Annotated in this window: 17 protein-coding genes; 9 read left to right on the top strand and 8 right to left on the bottom strand. The window is 74.2% G+C overall.

The genetic code is table 11. The annotated features are described in order from the left end of the window. From V6D49_RS19240 to V6D49_RS19230, 3 genes are read left to right on the top strand one after another with little or no spacing between them, the layout of a single operon-like run. On the top strand, positions 1–258 hold the full coding sequence (locus V6D49_RS19240) for a hypothetical protein (protein WP_340561437.1): 258 nt from the start codon (positions 1–3) through the stop codon (positions 256–258). Further along, on the top strand, positions 236–1015 hold the full coding sequence (locus V6D49_RS19235) for an RNA polymerase sigma factor (protein ID WP_340561435.1): 780 nt from the start codon (positions 236–238) through the stop codon (positions 1013–1015). Before V6D49_RS19240 ends, V6D49_RS19235 begins: the two co-directional genes overlap by 23 nt. After that, positions 1012–2961, top strand: coding sequence for a M48 family metalloprotease (locus V6D49_RS19230; RefSeq protein WP_340561433.1), 1950 nt, complete (start codon positions 1012–1014; stop codon positions 2959–2961). Before V6D49_RS19235 ends, V6D49_RS19230 begins: the two co-directional genes overlap by 4 nt. On the opposite strand, the gene V6D49_RS19225 is transcribed toward V6D49_RS19230, so the two are convergent. The 4 genes from V6D49_RS19225 to V6D49_RS19210 form a co-directional block, all read right to left on the bottom strand. Further along, positions 2939–7783 (bottom strand): DNA repair ATPase, encoded by a 4845-nt coding sequence (locus V6D49_RS19225; RefSeq protein ID WP_340561431.1) that lies wholly within the window; start codon positions 7781–7783, stop codon positions 2939–2941. The genes V6D49_RS19230 and V6D49_RS19225 overlap by 23 nt on opposite strands. A 95-nt stretch (positions 7784–7878) precedes the next feature. Then, positions 7879–9810, bottom strand: coding sequence for an SPFH domain-containing protein (locus V6D49_RS19220; RefSeq protein WP_340561429.1), 1932 nt, complete (start codon positions 9808–9810; stop codon positions 7879–7881). Between the two features lie 49 nt (positions 9811–9859). After that, positions 9860–10516, bottom strand: a complete 657-nt coding sequence (locus tag V6D49_RS19215) for a DUF1449 domain-containing protein (RefSeq protein WP_340561427.1) — start codon at positions 10514–10516, stop codon at positions 9860–9862. A gap of 143 nt (positions 10517–10659) precedes the next feature. Continuing rightward, positions 10660–11754, bottom strand: coding sequence for a PucR family transcriptional regulator (locus V6D49_RS19210; protein ID WP_340561425.1), 1095 nt, complete (start codon positions 11752–11754; stop codon positions 10660–10662). 308 nt (positions 11755–12062) lie between these two features. Between V6D49_RS19210 and nhaA the strand changes: the two genes are divergently transcribed. After that, positions 12063–13445, top strand: a complete 1383-nt coding sequence (gene nhaA / locus V6D49_RS19205; protein ID WP_340561423.1) for a Na+/H+ antiporter NhaA — start codon at positions 12063–12065, stop codon at positions 13443–13445. Here nhaA and V6D49_RS19200 read toward each other — a convergent pair. Then, positions 13429–14739 carry a DUF4185 domain-containing protein gene (locus V6D49_RS19200; protein WP_340561421.1) on the bottom strand — a complete coding sequence of 437 codons (1311 nt, stop codon included), beginning with the start codon at positions 14737–14739 and terminating at the stop codon, positions 13429–13431. The genes nhaA and V6D49_RS19200 overlap by 17 nt on opposite strands. Positions 14740–14788: 49 nt before the next feature. After that, positions 14789–16870: an FUSC family protein gene (locus V6D49_RS19195; RefSeq protein WP_340561419.1), complete on the bottom strand. Its 2082-nt coding sequence runs from the start codon at positions 16868–16870 to the stop codon at positions 14789–14791. A 168-nt stretch (positions 16871–17038) separates the two neighbouring features. Between V6D49_RS19195 and V6D49_RS19190 the strand changes: the two genes are divergently transcribed. The 3 genes from V6D49_RS19190 (at position 17039) to V6D49_RS19180 (ending at position 18089) form a co-directional block, all read left to right on the top strand. Next, positions 17039–17383 (top strand): hypothetical protein, encoded by a 345-nt coding sequence (locus V6D49_RS19190; protein ID WP_340564139.1) that lies wholly within the window; start codon positions 17039–17041, stop codon positions 17381–17383. Between the two features lie 210 nt (positions 17384–17593). Then, entirely contained in the window at positions 17594–17791 is a 198-nt protein-coding gene (locus V6D49_RS19185; RefSeq protein ID WP_340561417.1) for a helix-turn-helix transcriptional regulator, read from the top strand. Positions 17792–17870: 79 nt separating this feature from the next. Next, positions 17871–18089, top strand: a complete 219-nt coding sequence (locus tag V6D49_RS19180; RefSeq protein WP_340561415.1) for a heavy-metal-associated domain-containing protein — start codon at positions 17871–17873, stop codon at positions 18087–18089. Positions 18090–18454: 365 nt separating this feature from the next. Here the strand turns inward: V6D49_RS19180 and V6D49_RS19175 are convergent, their stop codons facing one another. Beyond that, positions 18455–19771, bottom strand: a complete 1317-nt coding sequence (locus V6D49_RS19175) for a citrate synthase (RefSeq protein WP_340561413.1) — start codon at positions 19769–19771, stop codon at positions 18455–18457. A 167-nt stretch (positions 19772–19938) separates the two neighbouring features. Continuing rightward, positions 19939–22179 carry an SF1B family DNA helicase RecD2 gene (gene recD2 / locus V6D49_RS19170; RefSeq protein ID WP_340561411.1) on the bottom strand — a complete coding sequence of 747 codons (2241 nt, stop codon included), beginning with the start codon at positions 22177–22179 and terminating at the stop codon, positions 19939–19941. A gap of 238 nt (positions 22180–22417) precedes the next feature. Between recD2 and V6D49_RS19165 the strand changes: the two genes are divergently transcribed. Continuing rightward, complete coding sequence (locus V6D49_RS19165; protein ID WP_340561409.1) at positions 22418–23455, top strand: LacI family DNA-binding transcriptional regulator; 1038 nt, start codon at positions 22418–22420, stop codon at positions 23453–23455. Beyond that, positions 23443–25023, top strand: a complete 1581-nt coding sequence (locus V6D49_RS19160) for a sugar ABC transporter ATP-binding protein (protein ID WP_445330550.1) — start codon at positions 23443–23445, stop codon at positions 25021–25023. The genes V6D49_RS19165 and V6D49_RS19160 overlap by 13 nt, the downstream gene beginning before the upstream one ends. Positions 25024–25088 lie beyond the last annotated feature (65 nt).

Here is a 25088-nt window from a genome sequence, read left to right as displayed (position 1 = left end):
GTGACCGCGACGCGAGGACGCGACGGATCGGAGGGCTGGGTGATGCTGGAACAGCTGATGGTGACCGTGGGGGTGGGAGCCGGCGCGGCGGGGGTAAGAGTCCTGGTGCACTGGCTCGCCGTCCGGGAGCGGGAGCGTGTCTTCTCCCGCGCCCTGCGCTCGCGCGGACGCGAGGTGACCGTGGAGTACCGGGACGCCAGACTGGCGGTCCGTACCGGCCGAGGAGGGGACGGCGATGAGCGACGCGTTGAGCGCTGAGGGCACCTCCCGGTGCGGCCGGGCGGAGCCGTTCGAGGCGTTCTTCACCAGGACGTTCACCGGCATGTTCGCCCGGGCGCTGCTGTTGTGCGGGCACCGGCAGGACGCCGAGGACGCGGTGCAGGAGGCCTACGCGCAGGCGTACCGGCGGTGGGAACGGCTGAGCGGCTACGACGCCCCGGACGCCTGGGTGTACCGCGTGGTGCGGCAGCGCCTGTGGGCGACGCGGCGGCGCAACGCCCGTACCCACAGCGCGGGTGCGGGCCCGGCGGGATTGGAGTCACCCGCCGCGACCGGGGTGGAGGAGACGGCGGAGGCCCGCTCCGTGCTGGCGGCGCTGGCGCTGCTGCCGCGCAGGCAGCGCACGGTGCTGGTGCTGCACTGTCTGCACGGCCTGTCCCAGGAGGCCGTCGCCGAGGAGCTGGGGCTCAGCCGCGGCGGCGTCGCGGCGAGTCTGTTCAAGGCCCGCAGGAGGCTGGAGAAGATGCTGGACCTGCGGGAGCGGACCTCGGTCGGACCGCGCGGCGGCCGGGACGGGCTGGTGGCCTCCGGCACGCGGGGGCCACGAGTGGTGCTGGCGGGTCCGGCCACGCGGGCCGAGCCCTCCGGTCGCGGCCGGGTGGGTGCGGCCTTGGCGGTGGCGGAGGAGTGGCTGCGCCGGTGCGTGGCCGCCGAGCCCCGCGTCGCGGCGCGGGTGCGGGACGCCCTGGCGGCCGGGGCGGGGCAAGGCGGCGACGGGCGAGGCGGCCCGGAGTGACGGCGGCGTGGCGGGGCGCGCTGGCACTGGCCCTGGTGACGGGCTTCTACGCGCTGTCCTGGCTGCTGGTGCTCGGCTACGGCGCTCTCACGCTCGGGGTCGTGTGGTGGACGGTGGACGGTCCCGGTCCGCTGACGTCGCCGATGCCGCTGTTCGCGGTGGCGTTCGGGCTGCCGGGCGTGCTGGCGGTGGTGCGCGGGCTGCTGGCCGGGGGGCGGGCCCCGGAGCCGGAGCCGGGCACCGTGCGCCTGTCCCCCGCCCAGGCACCGGGGCTGTGGGATGCGGTGACCGAGCTCGCCGGGCGGGTGGGCGCGCCGGAGCCGACGGAGATCCGGCTGACGCCCGACGTGGGCGCCTCCGTCAGCGAGGACACGCGCTTCGGTCTGCGGGTGTCCGCACGGCGGCTGGAGATCGGGCTGCCGCTGCTGGCCGGGTTGCGCGCCGACGAGGTGCGGGCGGTGCTCTGCCACGAGCTCGGGCACTACGCGCGGCGGCACACACGGTTCGGGGCCACCGTCTACCGGGGTTCGGTGGCACTGCACACGGCCCGGTCGGGGATCGTGGCGGCGGCGGCCCGCAACCCGCTGGTCGCGATGTACTGCGGGCTTCAGTACCGCGTGCTGGGGGCCTACGGGTGGCTGTACGACGCCGTCTCGCTGGCCGTGCGGCGGCGGCAGGAGTTCGAGGCGGACGCGGCGGCCGCCGCCGTGGCGGGTCCGGCGGCGATGGCCTCGGCGCTGACCACCGTTCCCGTGCTGGAGGCGGCGTGGGCGGACTTCCGGCAGCGTTTTCTGGACCCGATGGCCGCGCGCGGGCGGGTTCCGGACGATCCCGTGCGGGCGTTCACGGCGATGCTCACGGACCCCGAGTACGGCGAGGCGCTGGAGGAGTGGCGGCGCGAGCAGCCGGAACGCGACCGGTCCCGGCTGGACTCGCACCCGCCCACCCAGGCCCGGCTGCGGGCCCTGCGGCTGCGGCCGGGGGCCGGGCCCGGCGCGGTGGCGGACCCGCGTCCGGGCCGGGTGCTGCTGGAGGGCGGTGCTCTGGAGGGCGGACTGTCGGACGCCGTCCGGCGTGCGCTGCCGACTCCGGCGGGCCGCCGTGCGGTGGTGCAGCCGTGGGAGGAGTGGCTGGACGACGCCGTGGAGGTGCAGGCCATCGGTGCCGTGGAGGACCTGCGCGGGGCGCTGGCACTCCTCGGCTCGGCACCGCTCCCGACGGTGGACGGCGTCCTCGGCCTGCTGGAGGCGGGGCGCGGGGAGGAGTTGGCCGGGGCGCTGTCGGCGACGGACTGGGGCACGGCCCGGTGGGGCGCACCGGGCTCCTCGCAGCGGGCGGTGGCCGTGCTGGTGGGGCAGGCGCTGGTGACGGCGGGCCGGGCGGCGTGGAGTGTGCGCTGGGCGTCGCCCGGCGTGCTGGTCCCCTTCGACGAGGAGGCCCGGGAGGCCCACGCGTTGGCGGCCGCGGCGGTCACCGACCGGGCGGCGGCGGCGCGCCTGCGCTTCCTGCTCGTGGTGTGCGGGGTCAACACCGGCGTGGCGCTGACCCGTACCGGTGAGGTCTCGCGGCTGCGGGTCCCGCGCCCGGCGCGGGAGCGCGGACGCCGTCCGGCGCGGGAGGTGAGGCGCCGGGTGAACGTGGGCGGCATCGTCGTCGCGCTCGCCCTGCTGGGGGTGTTCGGCTGGAGTCAGCTGGGGCCGGAGCGCGATCCCGTCCGGCCGCTGCCCGCCACCTCGGTGGACCCGTTCCGCCCCGAGCGCGGCACGTCGCCCCTGCCCGTGCCGAGCGGCCTCCGGCCGCACCCGACGGTCCCGGTGCCGGGCGTCTCGCGGGCCCCGGAGTGCGGGGTGCGGGAACTGCCGGTGGGCGGCCGGTGCCTGCCGTACGACGTGGTCCTCCCCTCCGCACAGGTCACGCCGATCGTCACGCCTCCGCCCGCGCCGTGAGCCGGCGGGCCTTGACCTCCTCCCAGCGGCGGCGCTGCTCGCCGGTCAGGCGGCCGCGGATCTCGGCGAGCTTGAGGAGGTTGGCCTCGGCGCCGGAGGTGAGGGTCTGCGCCTCGGCCTGGTAGTGGTCGTCGAGCAGCGCCTCCAGTTCGGCGGTGTTCATGACGGGTGCGAGGCGCTCGGCGAGCTTGTTCGTGTTGCGGTAGGAGCCCTGGAGGCGGAAGGGTGGTTCGGTGCGGGTGGCGTCGTCCTGTCCGGCGGAGGCGATGTAGGCGGCGTTGACGGCCAGGACCGTGCGCTGGACGTGCAGCAGGTTGCGCAGGACGCCGAGGATCTCCTCCAGTTCGCCCGGTGCGTAGGGGTGGCTCAGCCGGTCGGGCCGGGCACCGGCCTCGCCGGCGGCCAGCCGCACCAGGAGGTCGACGTCGGCGCGCTCGCGGCCCGCCAGGGGGGCCAGGACGGGGTGGGAGGTGAGGGCGTTCTCGGTGTGGCTGAGGGCGAACAGGTGCTCCCGGCCGCTGAGGACGTCGCCGAGGTTCCACACGTCGGCGCGGTTGGCCAGCATGTCGGGGACGCGGAAGCGGCTGCCGGACTCGGTGAACGGGTTCCCGGCCATGGCGACGGCGAAGCGCTTGCCGCGCAGGTCGTACGCGCGGGGCAGGCCGTCGGTCGTGGAGACGCCGTCGACGCGGCGCTGGGCGTCGCACAGCGGGATGAACTTCTGGAGCAGTTCGGCGGAGAGGTGCTGGATGTCGTCGAGGTAGAGGCAGACGTTGTTGCCCATGTCCAGCGCGAAGTTGATCTTCTCGACCTCGCGGCGGGCGGCGGCGTCGGGGGCCGCGGCCGGGTCCAGCGACGTCGTGCCGTGCCCCAGCGCCGGGCCGTCCACCTTGACGAACACCAGGCCCAGGCGGGCGGCGACGTACTCCATGAGCGTCGTCTTGCCGTAGCCGGGCGGGGAGAGGAGCAGCAGCACGCCCTGGCTGTCCGTGCGGCGCTCGGCCCCCGCCGCACCGAGCTGCTTGGCCAGGTTGTCGCCGATGAGCGGCAGGTAGACCTCGTCGATGAGCCGGTTGCGGACGAAGGACGCCATGACGCGCGGCCGCAGGTCGGCCAGGCGCAGCCGGTCGCGTTCGGCGGCCAGCAGGGCGTTGCGCCGCCGGGTGTACGCCCGGTGGGCGGGCACGTGCCGGGTGCGGAAGGCGGTGGTGCGGACGAGGAACTCATCGAGCCGCAGCGGCAGTTCTCCGTCCCGCAGCCGGGGGTGGGCGCCCAGCAGACCGGGCACCGTGGCCGTCAGCGCGGCCGTCACCTCGCGGCGCTCGACGGCGGAGCCGCACAGTTCGACGGCGACGGCTTCGGGCAGGTCGGCCGCGTCGAGTCGCCGGGCGGTGGTGAAGGCGGCGAGCCATGCCCCGGTGAGTTGGTGCCGGGCGGTGAGGTCGTCACCGAGGCTGCGCAGGTCCTCGGCGAACTCCTTGGCCTCCGTGGAGCCCTCGCCGCCCAGCGCCGCGCGGAAGCCGTCCAGCAGGGCCCGCGCGGCGGACCCGGTGGCGAAGCGGGGGCCGCCGAGGGCCAGTTCCTCGACGAGGTAGGCGCCCGCCGTGGCCGCGGCGGGTTCCGTGGGACCGTCGGCGTCGGCCGTCCCGGTGTCGGTGCGCAGCCCGTGCCGGTGGGTGAAGTCCCGCACAGCACGGTCCAGTTCGTCCGCGAGTTCCCGCACCGCCGGTCCCGGGCCGAAGGCGGCACGGGCGCGGGCGAGGGACTGCGCGCGCGTGGTCCACGCGGCGCGGGCACCCGCGTCGGTGCCGTACGCCCAGAACAGCTGGGCGGCGGCCCGGGCGGCGGGCGGGAAGCGCAGCAGGTCCGCCTCCGCGCGCAGGCCGAGGACGGCACCGAGGATCGCGGCGGCGTCGTGGTCGTGGACGCCCCGGTCGTAGCCCTCGTCGTAGGCCGTCTCCGCCACCGCCCGGACGGCGTCGAGCAGGCCGCTCTCCCGCCGCGCGGCCCGGTGCAGTTCCTCCACCCCGGTCTCCGTGAGCACCCGCGCGGCCAGGTGCTCCGCCCGGTACACCTCGGGTGACTCCGAGGGCAGCGGGAGGTCCCAGAACGCCCGCGTCGCGGCGAACTCCTCGTCGCGGACGGGGGCGCGGTAGTCGGTGCCGGTGACGGCGAAGACGAGGGCGCCGTCCTGCGGGACGAGCGTGAGGTCCACGGGCTGGGTGTTGACGCCGAAGCGGTGGCGGCCGAGGCGCACGGTGCCCTCGGCGTCGTAGAGGTCCGCGCGGTCGCGCAGGGACCTGGCGGCCTCCTGCCGGGTGGCCTTGAGACGTCCCTCCAGCTCCTCGGCCCGTACGGGGTCGCCGGCCCGCCGCAGCTCCTCGGCCGTGGTGCGCACCTTGGCGACGAGCGGGTCGGCGGCGAAGTACGCGGCCACCTCCTCCTGGGTGGCCAGGGCGGCGGAGCGGCGGGCGACGGTGGCCAGGACGCGCGTGGCGGAGTCGGCGAGGCGCTCGGCGTGCCGGGCCCGCTCGTCCAGGGCGGCCTGCTTGCGGGCGGAGAAGGTCTCGTAGACCTCCTCGCGGCGCTCGCCGAGCCGGGCCAGGAAGTCGTCGAAGACCCCGAAACGGGACTCCAGGTCCTCCAGCCGCAGCAGCAGGCGGCCCAGTTGCTCGTCGCACTCCTCGGGGGTTCCCGAGGCGGCCAGCCCGGCGGCCACGGCCTGCCCGAGCAGGGCGAACTCGGCGGCGAACTCGGCCCGTCCCTCCCGCTCCAGCAGCTCGCGGCGGCGGCCGGTGAGGACGGCGCGGGCCCGGTTGACGGCGCCGAGCACCTCCCCGATCCGCTCCATCAGCCCGGTCCGCACGGTGGCGTCGGCGATCTCCAGCGAACCGACCACGTCGGTGACGGCACCGAGCCGCTCCGCCTGTTCGGCGATCCGGTCGGCGAGGACGTCCGCGTCGGCGACGCTCGCCGCCCCGCCCGCCTCGTCCGCGAGCCGGTCGACGGCGGCTCGGGTCCCGTCGAAGGCGTCGGGGCGGGAGAGGTCGGCCACCGCGCGGCGGCCGGTGGCGGCCAGCGACGCGGCGAGCTCGTCGGCGAGCTCCGACACCCGGTCCTGGTCGGCGTGGCGCAGTTCGCGCAGCGGCTCCACGCCGCCCTGGGCGCGGCGCAGTTCGGTCAGCAGGGTCACCCAGCCGCTCGCCCCGTCGGGCATCTCGCCCCGGGCCCGGCGCACCAGCGCGGTGACGGCGGCGGCCTTCTCCGCGACGGCGGCGCGGGCCCGCTCCCGCAGCTCCTCGACGCGCTCGAACTCGGTGATGACCTGCGCCGCCGCTCCGCCCAGCTCGGCCAGCGGCTCGTGCAGCCCCTCCAGCCCCTCGGCGTCCAGCCAGAGGAAGGCGTCGGCGACGCGGGCGCAGGAGGCGGCGACGGCCTCGAAGACGGCGGCGGCCGGGTCCAGCTCGTCGGCCATGCGGGCGACGGACAGGGTCTCGGCGATGCCGCGCACCAGCTCCGCGTTGCCGATCCGGCCGAGCGGTCCCCCGACGGGGGGCGCGGCGGCGGCGTGCGCCTCGGAGACGTAGGGGGTGCGCCACACCTGTACGGGGTGCGCCTGGGACGGCTCGGCCTCGCGGGTGCGCAGCACCGTCAGGGTGCCGTCCTCGAACAGGGCGTACCCACGGGCCGGGATCGGTGCGACGACCTCCTTGCGGATGACGTGGTAGGGCAGCAGCAGGGAGCGGCCCTCGGCCCGGGCGTGGAAGACGTAGAGGACGTCCTCGCCACCGGGCGCGCGCAGGACGCTCTCGTACTCCAGGCCCGTGGTGTCGGTGTCGAAGGTGCGGGCGGCCGAGCCGGCCGGGGCGGTGGCGAGGTAGGAGCCGCCGGGGAAGACGATGCCGTCGTCGTCGGGCAGCCTGCGGCAGGAGAGTCCGATGGCGTCGAGCCGGACGGCCTCGCCCGTCCGCTCGTTGAAGACGAGGTAGCGGTCGGCGTCCTCGTTGTAGGGGCGGACGCGGAGCAGGAGCAGCGGGCCGACGCGGGCGTGGGCCACGTCGGCGTCGGCGAGCGCCTGGAGCGGTTCCTCCACGGGCTCGGAGTAGAACCCCTCGCCCGTCTCGGTGTCGTTCTCGGCCTTGAGGGTGAGGGCGCCCCCGACGGTCGAGACGTACAGGGCGCCGCCGTCGACGGCGAGGTGCGGGTGGCGGCCGGGGACGTGGTCCTCGCGCCGGGCCGGTACCCAGGTCACGTCGTGGGCGGGTGGAAGTACGTGGTCGCGCTCGCCCTTGGCGTCGACGTACTCGGGCGTGCCGCCCGGCTCCACGCGCCAGCGCAGGACGCGGATGTCGGCCGGCCGGTCCCCGGTGCGGAACACCGCGAGCAGCAGGTCGCCGGTGCGGCGCAGTTGGAGGAGGCGGGCCTGCCGGTAGTAGCGGTGCAGCTCGGCGAAGTCGCGCCGGAAGCGTTCGCCGTCCAGGAGGCCGGGCAGGGCGCCCGGGCCCGCCTCGGTGAAGTCGCCGTCCGCGACACGGTAGAGCGCGAAGACGTCGGCGACCTCGGTCTCCCGCACCTGGGCGGCGGGGGTGTGGAACCCGGCCAGGAGCAGCCCGCCGACCTGCGCGAGGTCGCAGGGCACGCGCGGCTGCCCGGTGCGCAGGGTGCTGTTGCGGCCCAGCTCCACCCCTCCGGCGCCGAAGGTCTCGGCACGGCGGGTGTTGAGGGCCTGCGCCCGCGTGCGGAGGTCCCGCGCCGCAGCGGTCATGCGGGCCCGCAGCACGTCGTAGGTGGCGGTGTCCAACGTCCGGGCTGCGCCGGTCATCTCGGTGCTCCTCGTCATGGGTGCGGCGTGGGGAGGGGGCGGGTGCTCCCCGCCCCCTCCCCGGCCCGGGGGCGTTCCCCGGGGGCTGCGGCCTCTCAGGCGGTGGGCCGGCCGTTGCCGGCGGCCAGCTTCGTCAGCAGTCCGGCTGCGGACAGGTCGCGCAGTCCGTCGGCGCCGAGGCCGTTCAGCATGGCCTTGACGTCCGCCGGGAACGTCGTGCCCTCCTTCGCCAGCCAGTCGCCGGCGAGCGTCTGCACGGTCTCGCTGCTGTCGACGAAGGCGTCGACACCGCGACCGGCCGAGATCGCCCCGACCAGCCGGTCGAAGAAGACGGACTCGCCGCCGACGATGTCGATCTTGGCGTTCTCCAACCCCGCGCCGACCAGCGTGGCCTGGGCCTCGGCGATCTTCCGGTGCACCTCGATCCCGGCGACCCGGATCTCCTTCTCGGCCTCCAGCCGCAGGCGGTACTCCTCGTGCTCGCGGCTCGCGTCGTCCAGCGCGGCCATCGCGGCGGCCTTGTCGGTGAGGCCCTCGGCCTCCGCCTTCAGCTTCTCCCGCAGGGCGTCGGCCTCCGCGAGGCCCATCTCCTTGGCGGCTTCGGCCTCGGCGCGACGGGTCTTGGCGAGGGCGTCGGCCATCCGCTCCTGGACCTCCGCCTCCGCGAGGCCGCCCGCGGCCTGGTCGGCGCGCTTGCCCTCGGCCAGCCGCAGGGTGGCCTCGGCGTCGAGGTCGGCGGCCTTGCGCCGGGCCTCGGCGAGGGTGACCTCCTCGGCAGCGCGGTGCAGGGCCGCCTGCTCGGCGGCCTCGGCCGCCTTGATGTCCGTGACCAGGCGCTCCTGCGCCTGGGCCTCCGCCGCGATGATGAGGGCCTGGCGCTCCCGCTCGGCCTCCTCGACGGTGCGGAGCTTCTTGATCTCCTCCTCCTGCTGGGCGACGGTCTTCTCGACGGCGATGCGCTCGCGGATGACGTCGGCGATGTCCCGCTTCTCCGCCTCGACCTCCTTGTTGGCGGCGATGCGGCGCAGCTCGGTCTCCCGGTCGCGGGCGATGACCTCCAGCAGCCGGTCCTTCTCGATCCGCTCCCGCTCGACGGCCTCGACCCGCTCGCGGTTGAGCTTGGCGACGGAGACCTCGCGCTCGCGGTTCTCGTTCTGGATGCCGAGGGCCTCCTCGGTCTTGAGGTGCGCGGAGTGGGAGCGCAGCCGCTCCTCGGCCTGGACGCGGGCGGTCTCGGCCTCCTCGCGGGCCCGCACGGTCTCGATCTCGCGCTGCTGGCGGATCTCGGCGTCGGCCTGGCGGCGCTCGAGTTCGAGCACCGCCTCACGGGCGTCGACGTTCTGCCGGGTGATCTCCTTCTCCTCGTTGCGCTCGTACTCGTTGGTGCGCACGTGCTCGGCGGCGGTCAGCTCGGTGATCTTGCGGATGCCCTGCGCGTCGAGGATGTTGTGCCGGTCGAGGCTGGCCAGCGGCGTCTGCTCGAGGTAGTCGATGGCGGCGTCCTCAAGGCTGTAGCCGTTGAGGTCGGTGCCGATGAGGGCGATGATGCGGTCGCGGAACTCGTCCCGCTTGGTGTAGAGGTCGGAGAAGTCGAGCTGCTTGCCGACGGTCTTGAGCGCCTCGGAGAACTTGGCGTTGAACAGCTCCTGGAGGGTCGCGCGGTCGCTGGCCCGCTCGGTGCCGATGGCCTGGGCGACCTTGACGACGTCCTCCCGCGTCTTGTTGACCCGTACGAAGAACGAGATGCGGATGTCGGCGCGGATGTTGTCCTGGCAGATGAGCCCCTCGTTGCCGGTGCGGCCGATCTCGATCGTCTTCACCGAGATGTCCATGACCTCGGCCTTGTGCAGCACCGGCAGCACCACCATGCCGGTGAAGGTCACGTCGACCGTGCGCATCTTGGAGACGATGAGGGCCTTGCCCTGGGGCACCTTGCGGAAGAGGCGGCCGACCATGAGGAGCAGGACGAGGGCGATGAGCAGGATCACGGCGATGAGCACGCCGAATCCCGTGGTGATGGCATCCATAGCGGTGGGTCCCTTGTGCGTGAGAGGCGGGAGCGGAACGGACGCGGCGTCAGTGGCCGGGTTCCGGCTCCGGTGCGAGGTCGAAGGGGGCGACGCGGAAGAACTCGCCCTCGGCGTCGTAGTCGTAGATCAGCGCCGTACTGCCGAGCATGAGCCGGGCGGCGTCGGTGGCCTCGGCCCGTACCTGGACGACGGCGGTGGCGCCGTCCTCGGCGGCCACCTCGGCCTGGCCGAAGCCCGGGGCCACGCGGCCGGTGCGGATGGTGCACACCCGGCCGACGAAGTCGCCGCGGTTCACGCCCTGTTCGCCGGGTGCGAGGTGGCGCAGCGGCACCACGAGCAGGCGGGTGCCGGCCCAGGCGGCGAGCAGGGCGACGGGGAGGACGAGGACGCGCTGCCAGCTCGCGGTGAAGAGCGCGGTACCGCTCAATGACACGAACCAGGCAATCGCGATGAGGAGGGAGAGCACCACGGTGACGGGCGCGCCGCCGAGTCCGAGGACGGCGAGGCCGCTCGCGAAGCCGGTGCCGTGACCGGTGTCCCCGGAGCCGACGCCCTCCCCTCCCTCAGCGGCATCGGCCCCGGGTACACCTGCTCCCCCGAGCAACACCGCAAGCCAGTAGCCGACTACGACGACGAGCGCGAAGCCGAACAGGACGGCGGGGAACGCCAGTGCGGCGTCCAGGAACCCTGCGGAACCAGCCATCGTCCTGCCCCCTCCCGGCTGCGGTGTGCCCTCATGGTGGCACTCGACGCGTCCACGCCGCATTGCCCGATCCCGGCAATGTTTCCGTGCGCACGTGTGCCGGAACGGAGTGCAACCGATCAGGGTGGCGCCCTGAGTGGGGCTCAGAACTCCTCGTCGGGCCAGCCGAGCAGGCGGGCGCCCATCGCGGCCGTCTCCAGGGTGTAGCGCTGCAACGCGTTCCCCGGGTCGTATCCGGTCAGGGCGTGGATGCGGGCCAGCCGGTAGGTGAGCGTGCGGACGCCGACGCCGAGCCGGCGGGCCGCCTCGGCGTTCACGTAACCGGACTGGGCACAGGCCAGCAGCGTCCGCACCAGGGGCTCGGCGCCGCCCCGTGCCTGGGTCAGCGGACCCAGCACGGTGGTCACCAGGTCGGCGATGGCGCTGCGGTCCCGCAGGAGGACGGGGAAGACCAGCAGCTCGGACGCGGTGAGCCGGACGGTCGTCAGCCCGAGCCTGTCGGCCACATGGAGGGCGTCCAGTGCCTCCTCGTAGCTCAGCACGACGCCGCCGGGCCCGGTGTGCTCGCGTCCCAGCGCCACCCGGCGGGCCGCGACGTAGCCGGGGCCGGGCCGTTCGGCCAGCACCGCGAAGGCGTCCAGCACCGCGCGGTCGTCGCCGCTGGCGGCGATGCACACCAGGCGGCCGTCCTTGGTCGTCAGCAGGGCGTCGCGGTCGCCGAAGCGGGCCACCAGTTCCCGCTCGATGCGGCGCACGGTCGGGTGGACGTCGTCGTACTGCTCGTGCCCCTCGCAGACGGCGACGGCGTGGGTGTGCGTCAGCCGGAGCCCGAACCTCTGGGCCCGCTCGGCCAGCCGGCCGAGGTCGCTGCGGCCGTGCAGGAGGTCGTCGATGAACTCGCGCCGCTCGGCCTCCTCCTGGCGCACGGCCAGGCGCCGGGCCTGCTCGTGCCCCTCGCCCAGCGCGCCGACGGCCGCCTCCAGGGCGGCGAGGATGGCGTCGCCGGTGCGGGCCCGCTCGGCCGGCCCGGCGGCACGCTTCACACCCGGAAGGGTGCCCCACAGCGCCCGCGTCTCGCCGACGATGAGGGAGACGACCTCGCGGAGCCGGTGGCCGTCCTCCGCGGCACGCTCCCCGAGGACGCGCAGGGCGTCCAGCTCCTCCCGGCGGGGCAGCCGGCCGGTCACGGAGACCTCGGCGAGCAGTTCCGGGTAGGCTCCCAGGTAGCTGCTGGACATCCCCGACCGCCGCACGGACACCTCCCCGAGGGCCGACCGTCGGCCCCTTCGCACGAAGGCCACCCTAGCCAGGACCGGACCAGCGCCCCATGACCGGGCGTGACCACCCCTTCCCCCGGCCCCGCCGTACTTACGGGTAGTGCGGCGGAGGTCACATCTCCGCTTGCGGTAAAGCCGTGACGTGCGGGTACGGTGAGGCCGTAGGAGCAGCGTCAACAGCGTTTCAAGGTGTGCCGGGAAGTCTGGTCGGCAGCGCGACATGTCGTGCTTTGTACTCTCAGTGACCACCTGTGCCCGGAGGCCGATCGATGACGTCCACGCAGCAGACACCGAACCGCCGCCTGTTCGCCCGACCAGGGCTCAAGGAACGACGGCTGCTCGCCGACGCGCTGCGGACGGAGACGGTCGGCGGCCTGATGCTGCTGGGTGCCGCGATCGTGGCGCTGGTCCTCGCGAACACCCCGCTCAGCGACTTCTACGAGCGCGTCAGCGACGCCCACTTCGGCATCGCGGCTCTCGACCTGGACCTGTCCGTGGCGCACTGGGCCTCGGACGGCCTGCTGACCATCTTCTTCTTCGTCGCCGGTATCGAGCTGAAGCGCGAGCTGGTCGTCGGCGAGCTGCGCAACCCGGCCGCCGCCGCGCTGCCGGTGGTGGCCGCGGTCTGCGGCATGGTGGTGCCCGCCCTGTTCTACGTCGCCGCGAACGCCGGTACCGGTGGCGACATGAACGGCTGGGCCGTGCCCATGGCCACCGACATCGCCTTCGCCCTCGGCGTGCTGGCGGTGATCGGGACCAACCTGCCCTCGGGCATCCGGGCCTTCCTGCTGACGCTCGCGATCGTGGACGACCTCGGCGCGATCATGGTCATCGCCCTCTTCTACACCTCCAAGCTCAACCTGTGGGCCCTGGCGGGCGCCATCGTCGGGTTGGCCGTGTTCTGGGCGCTGCACCAGAAGCTCAACGTGCGCGGCTGGTACATCTACGTGCCGCTCGCCCTGGTGATCTGGGGCCTGATGCACGGCAGCGGCATCCACGCGACGATCGCCGGTGTGGCGATGGGCATGCTGCTGCGCGTCAAGACGCGGCCGGGCGAGAAGGACTCCCCGGCGGAGCACATCGAGCACCAGGTGCGTCCCATCTCGGCCGGGTTCGCCGTGCCCGTCTTCGCCGTCTTCGCGGCGGGCGTCAGCGTCTCGCTGGGCGACCTGGGCGAGGCGGCCGGTGAGCCGGAGGCCGTGGGCGTGGTGCTCGGCCTGTTCCTCGGCAAGATCATCGGCATCACCGGCGGTACCTATCTCGCCGCCCGCTTCACCAAGGCCGAACTCAGCGACGACCTGTCGTGGTCGGACGTGGCGGGCATCTCGATGCTGGCCGGCATCGGCTTCACCGTCTCGCTGCTCGTGACCGAGCTGGCGTTCGACGACGCCGAGACCACGGAGCACGTCAAGGCCGCCGTGCTGATCGCCTCCTTCCTCTCGGCGATCGTCGCCGCCGTCCTGCTGAAGATCCGCGACAAGCACTACCGCCGGATCTGGGAGGAGGAGAACCGCGACGAGGACGGCGACGGGATCCCGGACATCGACCAGCGTGAGGAGGCCGAGCTCGCCGCCCGGGCCGCCCGCGAGGCCGCCGCGCGCGAGGGTTCCGCCGGCCCGGAGGACGACGGGGGTGTCAGCGGGAAGCGCTGAGCTCCAGCCGCACGAACCGCGGCCGGTACAGCTCCACGTCGCGCTGGACGGCCGCGGTCGACTGCGTCACGTTGACGTCGTAGCTGAGCAGCAGGTCCGCCCCGGCGGGCAGCGCCCGGCCGCCGCGCGGCCCGCCGCCGCTGAACGCCGGGTGGGCCTGCGGGTTGTACACCACCGCCCCGGCCTCCCGCCCGCCGTCCGGCAGCGGCGGCGTCAGGGCGTCCGACGGGCCGTGCCAGGGCCCCTGCGCTGAGCAGGCCCAGTACGACGTCACGGTCGTCATGCCCCGGCCGTCCGGACCGCCCGCGTCCGTGGTGAGCAGCAACCAGGTGCCGCCGCGCCGGGTGACGGTGTAGGTGTTGCTCGCGCCGCGCCCGGGGTCGTCGCCCGGCGCCGCGCCGACGGGCAGGGGCGCCGCCGCGCCGGGATCGGCGTTCCAGTCCCGGCCGTCCCAGTACCGCCAGGCGGTGCGGTCGGCCAGCGAGCCGTCGGGCACCCGCGCCACGTGGGCCCGGGACGAGCGGCCCTGCGCGGTGCGCTCGTCCGCGCCGAAGACGTACGTCCAGCCGTCCTCCCGCACCGCGGACGTCCCGTACAGCACGCGCCGCGCCGGGTCCGTCGCCGCCGGGACGTCGATCGGCTCGACGGACTCGACCGCCAGGTCCGGCAGGCTGAGGGTCGCCACCTCGGTCGCGCGCGGAACGCCGAAGAACCACGGGTCGCTGCCCTCCTCGCGCTGCCACAGCAGCACCCGCACCACCCGCTCCGTCGAGCCGGGGCGACGCGGCTCGACGACGCCCTGCGCGGGCCAGCGCCACACCTCACGGCCGTCCGCGGCGGCCAGGCCGGGGAAGAGGGCGCCGGGGCCGGGCCCCAGCAGCGTCCGCTCCAGGCGGCCGTCCGGCGCCATCACGACGCCCGCGTTGCGCACCCACACCGGCGACGGGTCGCGGGACGGGCCGCCCAGCGCGGTCTCGGCGTGCACCCGGTCGAGGAAGGTGTCGGCGGAGAGCCACAGCGTGCGTCCGTCGGGCAGCCGCACCGAGCGGCTGCCGTCGCCGCCGGTCCAGTCGTCGGTCCGCGTGTTGTCGTTGCCGTACCGGGCGAACTCACCGGTCATCCCAGCGTCGGGGCGCCAGCCGGTGACGGTGAGCGGCGCGCAGGCGTCGCGCGCCCGGTCCTCCCCCGCGTCGTCACCGCCCGGGCGGGCGAGCACGAGGACGGCGACCAGCGCGAGGAGCGGGCTCAGCAGCAGGCCGGTACGGACGAGGCGTCGTTTCCGGATGCGGTCCATAGGGCGGCCCAGGATAGGGCCCCGCGCGGGCCCCTCGCTGCGACGCCGGTCACCGCCGGCCCGGACGCACGGCGTCGGCCAGCTCCTCCAGCGCCTCCACCGTCAACTCGGCCGCGCGCAGGGCGACACCGTCGGGATGGACGGGGTGGCGCTGCCACGCGGCGAGCGCCTCCCGCACCGGCGTCCAGTCCGTGGCCGCGCCCGCCCTGAGCGCCGCGTCGGCCCGCTCCGCCGCGTCCCGCAACGCGCGGGCGAACGCGGCGGCCCCGGGGTCCGGCGCGGCCTGTGGCGGCGGAAGGTGCGCCTCCGCCAGCATCGCCGAACGTCCCACCGTCGTCAGGGCCTGCTGCGCGTCGGCCGCCCGGCGCCGGGGCAGGCCGCGGTGGCGTACGGGTTCGCTGTCGGCCCGCGCGACCGCCTGGTCCCACTCCAGCAGGGCGGCCCGGGTGTCCAGCAGGGCCTCCCGCACCTGGCGCCCACGCCGTCCGGGCCGCCCGAAGCCCTCCTGCACCGCCGCCGCGTAGCCGGTGACGGCCGTCAGCCAGTCCGCGAGGCGCTCGCGCAGCCGGGGCGTCTCCCAGGCGGGGAAGACCACGTAGGACAGCAGTGCCAGCACGCCGCCGAGCAGCGTGAGCACGATGCGTTCCGGCACGGTCTGCGCCCAGCCCTCACCCGCCACCCCGAGCAGGAAGACGACGTAGGCACCGATGCACAGGGAGATCACCATGTACCCGGTGCGCATGAGCGTGTAGAGCAGGAAGACGCTGCCGACGGCGTAGGCCGCGGCCAGGTTCGTCCCCGGGCCGGTGGCCGCGATGACGGCCCCGGCGATCGCCACACCCGTGACGGTGCCCACCAGCCGGGCCGCGCCGCGCGCCACCGTGCCGGAGAAGTCCGGGCGCAGGATCATCACGACGGTCAGCCCGACCCAGTAGCCGTGCCGGCTGGGCAGCACCTCGCCGACCGCGTACCCGACCGGGACCACGGCCGTCAGGCGCACGGCGTGCCGGAACACCGGTGAGGACGCGCGCAGCTCGCGGCGCAGCGCCCGCAGGAGGACCGGGAGCTGGCCGGGCACGCCGGGGCGCCGCAGGTAGGGGCGATGGCCGGGGCCGGTCACCTCGACCGGCTCCTGCGCGGCCTCCACCAGCTCCTCGCTCAGGGCGATGAGCCGCAGCGCCGCCTTGCGGGCCGGGCCGGGCGGCAGCACCGGGCCGTCCGCCGGCACCCGCAGCACGTCGAGGGCCTCGCCGGGCAGGCGCACCGGCTCCACGCGGCGGATCGAGCGGGCCACCGCGTCCAGGACCGTCGCGGCGGCGTCCAGCAGGTCGCGGACGCGTTCGCGGGGCGGCCCCTCGGGGGCGCCGCCGACCACCGGGTCGGCCAGCGAGGCCAGGACGGGCCGGAACCGGTCGGCGAGCAGCCGGTAGCCCTGCAACTGGCGCGGGCGGTGCCGGGCCTGCCGGGGCGTGACGGCCGCCGCCCGGCGGGCCTGCATCAGGGCCTCCGGCTCGAAGGGCGCCGTGGGGTCCTCGCGCAGCCGGCGGGCGTAGACGGCGACGGAGACGAGGGCGTCGGCCAGGGCCTCCCGGCGCTCGCCCCAGCGGCGGATCGGGAAGGCGACGATCAGCGCGGCCTGCACGACGCCCCCGAGCGCGATGATCGCGGCGTGCTGGGCCGCCTCCGGCACGCTCGCGGGCAGCGTCACGACGACGAGCATCATCGCCACGGTGAACGCGCTGACGACGCCCGAGACCGCCCCGGCCGCCCACGTCATGCCCGCCCCGAAGGACCACAGCCCCAGCATCAGCGCGAACGCCCAGGGCGTGCCGGCCAGGACGTAGCCGAGGAAGGCGCTCACCGACAGCCCGGCCGCGGCGGCGAGTGCCAGCTCGGGGCGCGGACGCCAGCTGCGTTGGAAGGTGGCGATACCGGAGGCGAACGCGCCGAAGGCCGAGGAGACCGCCAGTGCGGGCGAACCCAGCCAGAGCGTGAGGGCCAGGATCACGGCGACCCCGCACGTCCCGCGCAGCGCGAGCAGCGGCGTGAGCGCCGCCCGCTCGACCCGCAGCCCGGAGCGCGCGGTGATCCTCAGGGCTGCCGCCCACCGGGCCGTGGCCCTTCCACCCATGATCACGAGCATACGGCGCCCCGCCCGCCGGGGCCCGGGTGCACCGGTCGGCCCGCCACCACCCCGCCGGGCGCGGCGCGGATATCGCGTGGTGGGCCCGGAGGCGCCGGTTCTAGAGTCACGGGCATGTCTGTGCGTCTTCGTATGCGTGAAGCACTGCCGGAAGCCATACGCGCCCGTGACCGGGCGGCGGTGAGCGCCCTGCGGACGACGCTCGCGGCCCTGGACAACGCCGAGGCGGTGCCCATGGACGACGCCGGACCGTACGCCGCGGCCCTTGAGGACACGCCCGTGGGGGTCGGCTCCACCGAGGCGGTGCGGCACGCGCTGAGCGAGCGCGGTGTGGTGGAGATCGTCCGGGCCGAGGCCGGTGAGCGGCTGGCGGCAGCGGCGCGGCTGACCGCGCCCGCGCACGCCGAGCGCGCGGCGCGGCTACGCGCGGAGGCAGCGGTACTGCTCCGCTTCCTCGACGGCCCGGGCACGGCGGGGGACACGGCCGCGCAGCGCCCCTGAGCGGGCGCGGCGCAAACCCGTCGGGCGCGGAGGGCATCCGTACGGGTGACGGACGGTCGCGCTGTGCGGCGAGCAGTTCGTCACGGGTGTCACCGTTACGCGGGTGGGCGGTCACGAACAGCGCACAGGACGGTGTCGTGGTCACGGTGCGTCGCGCCTTCCGCACAGGGTGAAGCGCATCAGCCGTCACACCTGTGGAGGTCCCGAGACATGGCCGACCGTCGTCTGTGGTCGTACAAGGAGATCGCCGCGCACATCCGGGTGCAGCCCGACACCGTCCGGTCGTACCGCAAGCACGGGCTGCTGCCGACGCCCGACGTCGTGGAGGGCGGCCGACCGTTCTGGTACGCGGACACCATCCGCGACTGGGTCACCCGAAGGCCGGGGGCCGGAGGCCGCCGGGGGTAGTCCGGCCGGCCCGGAATGGATACGGGCGGGGGGTATAGGATGAAGCCGCACGACGTCACTGCGACAGCTGGAGGACTCCATGAGCGGGACCACGATCACGTACCGGGTCAGCGGGATGACCTGCGGGCACTGCGAGAAGGCCGTCACCGACGAGGTGTCGGCCCTGCACGGCGTGACGGAGGTGAAGGCGGTCGCGTCCACCGGCCTGGTCACCGTCACGGCCGCCGCCGAGCCCGACGACGCGGCCGTCCGGGCAGCGGTGGACGAGGCGGGCTACGAGCTCGTCGGCCGGAGCTGAAGACAGCCGGAAGACCGACGGAAGGCCGACGGAAGGCCGACGGCCGAAGGGCGGAGAAAAAGGAGAACGCCCCCTCGCGAGTCCCCCCACGGGCTCGCGATCGGGGCGTTCCCTCCTCCCGGTTCCGATTCCCCCCACGGGATCGGACCGGGCGTACTTGCGGGCTGCGCGTGGACCGGAGGGCCGCTCAAAGCTCCCGGACACGTCAGCCCGTGACCGCAACTCCGCCGGGTGTCGCAGTCACCCGGTTCGACCCGGGGGACCCCCGAAGGGTTGTAACCCCGTTGCTGTGATGTGGATCACAGCACGACGACGGCCCCGGCTCCGGGAAGGAGCCGGGGCCGTCGTGGGCCGTTCGGGGGTGTTCAGCGCTGCTCGACCGGGACGTAGTCGCGCTGGACCACGCCGGTGTAGATCTGCCGCGGACGGCCGATGCGGGAGCCCGGCTCCTTGATCATCTCGTGCCACTGGGCGATCCAGCCCGGCAGCCGGCCGAGCGCGAACAGCACGGTGAACATGCTGGTCGGGAAGCCCATGGCGCGGTAGATGAGGCCGGTGTAGAAGTCCACGTTCGGGTAGAGGTTGCGCGAGACGAAGTAGTCGTCGCTGAGCGCGTGCTCCTCCAGCTTGAGCGCGATGTCCAGCAGCTCGTCGGACTTGCCGAGGGCCGACAGCACGTCGTGCGCCGCCGCCTTGATGATCTTCGCGCGCGGGTCGAAGCTCTTGTAGACGCGGTGCCCGAAGCCCATGAGCCGGACGCCGTCCTCCTTGTTCTTCACCTTGCGGATGAAGGACTGGACGTCGCCGCCGTCGCGCTTGATCTTCTCCAGCATCTCCAGCACGGACTGGTTGGCGCCGCCGTGCAGCGGGCCCCACAGCGCGCTGATGCCCGCCGAGATGGAGGCGAACATGTTGGCCTGCGAGGAGCCGACCAGGCGCACGGTGGACGTCGAGCAGTTCTGCTCGTGGTCGGCGTGCAGGATCAGCAGCTTGTCGAGCGCGCTGACCACGACCGGGTTCAGCTCGTACTCCTCGGCCGGCACCGAGAACGTCATGCGCAGGAAGTTCTCGACGTAGCCCAGGTCGTTCAGGGGGTAGACCACCGGGTGGCCCACGGCCTTCTTGTACGCGTAGGCCGCGATCGTCGGCAGCTTGGCCAGCAGCCGGATCGTGGAGATGTGGCGCTGCTGCTCGTCGAACGGGTTGTGGCTGTCCTGGTAGAACGTGGACAGCGCGCTGACGACGGAGGACAGCATCGCCATCGGGTGCGCGTCGCGCGGGAAACCGTCGTAGAAGCGTTTGACGTCCTCGTGCAGCAGGGTGTGCTGCGTGATCTCGCCCCGGAAGGCGGCCAGCTCGTCGACGGTCGGCAGCTCGCCGTGGATCAGCAGGTACGCCGTCTCCAGGAACGTGCCGCGCTCGGCGAGCTGCTCGATCGGATATCCCCGGTAGCGCAGGATGCCCTGCTCACCGTCGAGGAACGTGATCGCGGACCGCACGCCCGCCGTGTTGCCGTAACCGGAGTCCAACGTGACCAGACCGGACTGGGCACGCAGCTTGCTGATGTCGAAGCCGGAGTCCCCGACGGTGCTCTCCACCACAGGGTAGCTGTACTCGCTGTCCCCGTGCCGCAGTACTACGGACTTCTCAACGTTGCCGCTGTCGCTCACGTCATCCCTCACCGACGTCGTGCCTCTTGTTGAATCGTCCCGAAGATCGTTCGGGACTCAGAGGTGGAACCGGAGTGCCCTGACCGGTCCACTGTGTCCACTGTCGCTCAATAACTGCCGGACGGTGCACTCGGGGTCGGCCGAAGGGCGCCTGAGTGGCACGGAGTGCCGCACGAACGCTACGCTTCGGCGCCCATCGCGCGCAATCGATGATCGAGCATCGTGTGGCGCCGCCCCGCCGAGACCGTGCGCACCGCCTGACCGAGCGCCCGACGGGAGCCGACCAGCACGACAAGCCTTTTCGCCCTGGTGACGGCCGTGTAGAGCAGATTGCGCTGGAGCATCATCCACGCGCCCATGGTGACGGGGATCACCACCGCCGGGTACTCGCTGCCCTGCGAGCGGTGGATCGTGACGGCGTAGGCGTGGGCCAGCTCGTCCAGCTCGTCGAAGTCGTAACCGACCTCCTCGTCCTCGTCCGTACGGACGGTGAGCGTCTGCTCCTCCTGGCTCAGCGCGGTGACGACGCCGACCGTGCCGTTGAAGACGCCCGCCACGCCCTTGTCGTAGTTGTTGCGGATCTGCGTCACCTTGTCCCCCACCCGGAACACCCGGCCGCCGAAGCGCTTCTCCGGCACGGAGGGGCGGCCGGGGGTGATCTCCTGCTGGAGGAGGCCGTTCAGCGCCCCGGCCCCGGCGGGCCCCCGGTGCATGGGGGCGAGCACCTGGACGTCCCGGCGGGGGTCCAGCCCGAACTTCGCGGGGACGCGCCGGGCCGCGACGTCGACCGTGAGCCAGCCCGCCGCCTCGGTGTCCTCCTCGGCGAAGAGGAAGAAGTCGGGCAGCCCCCGGGTGAGCGGCGGCGCTCCCGCGTTGATCCGGTGGGCGTTGGTGACGACGCCGGACTGCTGCGCCTGGCGGAAGATGCGGGTCAGCCGAACGGCCGGGACGGGCCCGCCCTCGGCCAGCAGGTCCCGCAGCACCTCCCCCGCGCCGACGGAGGGCAGCTGGTCCACGTCCCCCACCAGGAGCAGGTGTGCGCCGGGCGCGACGGCCTTGACCAGCTTGTTGGCCAGCAGCAGATCCAGCATGGACGCCTCGTCGACGACGACCAGGTCCGCGTCCAGAGGCCGCTCGCGGTCGTAGGCTGCGTCACCGCCGGGCTTGAGCTCCAGCAGCCGGTGCACGGTGGACGCCTCCGCACCCGTCAGCTCCGCCAGCCGCTTCGCCGCCCGGCCCGTGGGGGCGGCGAGCAGCACCGTGGCACCCTTGGCCCGGGCGAGCTCCACCACCGAGCGGACCGTGAAGGACTTGCCGCACCCCGGCCCGCCCGTGAGGACGGCGACCTTGCGGGTGAGGGCCAGGCGCACGGCGTCCCGCTGCTCGGGGGCGAGGTCGGCGCCGGTGCGCCGGGCCAGCCAGCCGAGCGCCTTCTCCCAGTCCACGTCGGCGAAGGCGGACAGCCGGTCCTCCCGGGTGTGCAGCAGGCGGCGCAGCTGCCCGGCCAGTGACTGCTCCGCGCGGTGGAAGGGCGGCAGGTAGACGGCGGTCAGCCGCTCCTCGTCGTCGTCCGGGTGCGGCACCCGCTCCCGGACGACGCCCTCCACCTCGGCCGCCAGCTCGTCCAGGCACGCGATGACGAGCCCGGTGTCCACCTGGAGGAGTTTGACGGCGTCCGCGATGAGCCGCTCCTCGGGCAGGAAGCAGTGCCCCTGGTCGGCCGACTGGGACAGCGCGTACCGCAGCCCCGCCTTCACCCGCTCCGGGCTGTCGTGCGGGATGCCCACGGCCTGCGCGATGCGGTCGGCGGTGAGGAAGCCGATCCCCCACACGTCGGCGGCGAGCCGGTAGGGGTGGTCCCGCACGACGCCGATCGAGCCGTCCCCGTACTTCTTGTAGATGCGCACGGCGATGGAGGTGGAGACGCCGACCCCCTGAAGGAAGATCATCACCTCCTTGATGGCCTTCTGCTCCTCCCAGGCCGCGACGATCCTGCGGGTGCGCTTCGGCCCGAGCCCGGGCACCTCGATCAGCCGGGCCGCGTCGGCCTCGATCACCTCCAGCGTCTCCGTGCCGAAGTGGTCGACGATGCGCTCGGCGATGCGCGGCCCGATGCCCTTGATCAGCCCGGAGCCGAGATACCGGCGGATGCCCTGCACGGTGGCCGGAAGGACCGTCGTGTAGTTCTCCACGGTGAACTGCCGGCCGTACTGCGGGTGCGAGCCCCAGCGGCCCTCCATCCGCAGCGACTCGCCCGGCTGCGCGCCCAGCAGCGACCCGACGACCGTGAGGAGGTCGCCGTCGTGCCCCGCGTCCCTGCGCCGCAGCGGGGCGACCCGGGCCACGGTGTAGCCGGTCTCCTCGTTGGCGAAGGTCACGCGCTCGAGGACGCCTTCGAGCACGGCGGGCTGAAACGACATGTGACCGACCGTAACGCCCACCGCCGACACCGGGCGAGGGGGCGGTCGCTTCCTCTCGCGCGCCGGGCGCCGCACGCCGGGCGCGCGGCACGGAGTGAGCGCCGGGTGACCGTACGGGACGACGCCGGCGGTGGGCCCGGGCCCACCGCTTCCCCGACTTGCCCCGCGGTGGCGTCATCGTCTTCAATCCTCCATGTAATCGTTTCCATGAACTCCCCACGACGAGAGGGTTGTTGACGTGGCGGGCACACCGGTCACACCCGGCACTCCGGGCAGCGGGGGCGTCGCGGGCATCAAGGACGTCGCGGCCAGGGCGCGGGTCTCCGTGGCGACGGTGTCACGCGTGCTGAACGGGAACCCGGCCGTGCGCCCCGACACGCGGGACCGCGTCCACCGGGCCATCGCCGCGCTCGGCTACCGGCCCAACGGCGTCGCCCGCTCCCTGCGGACGGACCAGACGCGCACGCTGGGTCTCGTCATCAGCGACGTGCTCAACCCGTTCTTCACCGCCCTGGCCCGTGCCGTCGAGGACGAGGCACGGGCCCACGGCTACAGCGTCGTGTTCGGCAACGCCGACGAGCAGCCGGCGCTGGAGGACCACCACGTGCGGACGCTGCTGGAGCGGCGCGTCGACGGCCTGCTGCTCAGCCCCACCGACGACAGCGCGTCCCAGGTCGCCGAAGTGGCCCGGTCCGGCGTGCCGATGGTGTTCGTGGACCGCTGGATACCGGGCTGCCCGGACGTGCCCGTGGTCCGCACCGACGGGCGGGCCGCCATCGCCACGCTCGTCGGCCACCTGCACGCGCTCGGCCACCGCAGACTCGCCATCATCACCGGTCCGTCGACCACCACCACCGGCAACGAGCGGCTCGACGCCTTCCTCGACGCCCTGCACGCCCACGGGCTGCCCACCCCCGGGCACTACCGGCAGGAGGGCGACTTCCGGGCCGAGAGCGGACGTCTCGCCACCGCCCGCTTCCTGGATCTCCCCGATCCGCCCGACGCCGTGTTCGCCACCGACAACCTCATGGCCCTCGGGGCGATGGACGAGATCCGCTCGCGGGGCCTGCGCGTGCCGGACGACATCGCGCTCGCCGCCTTCGACGACATCCCCTGGTTCCTCCACACCGACCCGCCGCTGACCGCCATCGCCCAGCCCACCGAGGAGCTCGGACACAGCGCGGTGCGCGCCCTCATCAGCCTCATCGAGGGGCGTCCGGCCCGGTCCGTCACCCTCACCGCCGACCTCGTCCCCCGCCGGTCATGCGGCGAGTAGCCGAGCGGCCCAGCACGCCACCGCAGGAAAGGGGTCAGCCGTTGACCAAGGACGCCGTCGCCGAAGCCGCCCCGCCGGGCCCGCCGCTGCTGCGCACCGAAGGCGTCTCCAAGGCCTTCCCGGGCGTCGTCGCGCTCGCCGGGGTCGACTTCGCGGTGCGCGCGGGCGAGGTGCACGTACTGCTCGGGGAGAACGGCGCGGGGAAGAGCACGCTCATCAAGGTGCTCTCCGGAGCCCAACGCCCGGACGGGGGCCGCGTCCTGATGGCGGGCCGCCCGGTGCGGCTGCACGGCGCGCAGGACGCCGAGCGCCTCGGCGTCGCCACGATCCACCAGGAGTTCAACCTGGTGCCGGACCTCACCGTGGCCGAGAACATCTTCCTGGGGCGCCAGCCCCGCCGCTTCGGCCTCGTCGACCGGGCCCGGATGGAGGCGGACGCCGCCGCGCTGCTGGCCCGGGTCGGCGTCGACGTCCCGCCCACGGCGCGGCTGCGCGACCTCGGCGTCGCCCGGATGCAGATGGTGGAGATCGCGAAGGCGCTGAGCATCGACGCGCGCGTGCTCATCATGGACGAACCCACCGCCGTGCTGACCAACGAGGAGGTGGACCGGCTCTTCCGCATCGTGCGGCGGCTGCGCGACGAGGGAGTCGCCGTCGTCTTCATCACGCACAAGCTGGAGGAGGTCGCGGCGCTGGGCGACCGGGTGACCGTCCTGCGGGACGGGCGCAGCGTGGCCGAGGTCCCGGCCGACACCGGTCGCGACGACCTGGTGCGGCTCATGGTCGGCCGCAGCATCGAGCAGCAGTACCCGAGGGAGCCGGGCCCGGTGCGGCCCGGCGGTGTGCCGCTGCTGCGGGTGTCCGGGCTGGGGCGGGCGGGTGCCTTCCGCGACGTGGGCTTCGAGGTGCGCGGCGGCGAAGTGGTCGGTCTGGCGGGTCTGGTGGGCGCCGGGCGGACGGAGGTCGCGCGGGCCGTCTTCGGTGCCGACGCCTACGACCACGGCGCCGTGGAGGTGGACGGCCGCCGGCTGGTCCGGCACGACGTGAACGCCGCGATGGCCGCCGGGATCGGCTTCGTCCCGGAGGACCGCAAGGGTCAGGGGCTGCTGCTGGACGCCTCCGTCGGGGAGAACCTGGGCCTGGTGACCCTGCGCCGGGCCACCCGGGCCGGCTTGGTGGACCGGGCGGGCCAGCGGCGGGCGGCCGCGTCGATGGCCGCCCGCCTCGGCGTGCGCATGGCCGGGCTCGACCAGCACGCGCGTACGCTCTCCGGCGGCAACCAGCAGAAGGTGGCCATCGGCAAGTGGCTGCTCGCCGACAGCAGGGTGCTGATCCTGGACGAGCCCACGCGCGGCGTCGACGTGGGGGCGAAGGTGGAGATCTACCGGCTGGTCAACGAACTCACCGCCGCCGGGCACGGCGTGCTGATGATCTCCAGCGACCTGCCGGAGGTGCTGGGCATGAGCGACCGCATCGTCGTCATGGCCCAGGGCCGCGTCGCCGGGGAGCTGGGTCGGGCGGAGGCGACGCAGGACGCCGTGATGGCCCTGGCCGTCGGCGCGCCCTGACCGGACCGTGCGCGAACACGATGTCAGCAGCACGTACCCGCTACGTACACACACCATGGACAGGG

It is taken from the genome of Streptomyces sp. GSL17-111 (assembly GCF_037911585.1).
In the GTDB taxonomy this organism is placed as follows: Bacteria; Actinomycetota; Actinomycetes; order Streptomycetales; family Streptomycetaceae; genus Streptomyces.
Note: the sequence above shows the minus strand (reverse complement) of the source record. Positions and strands in the feature narration are given on the sequence as shown.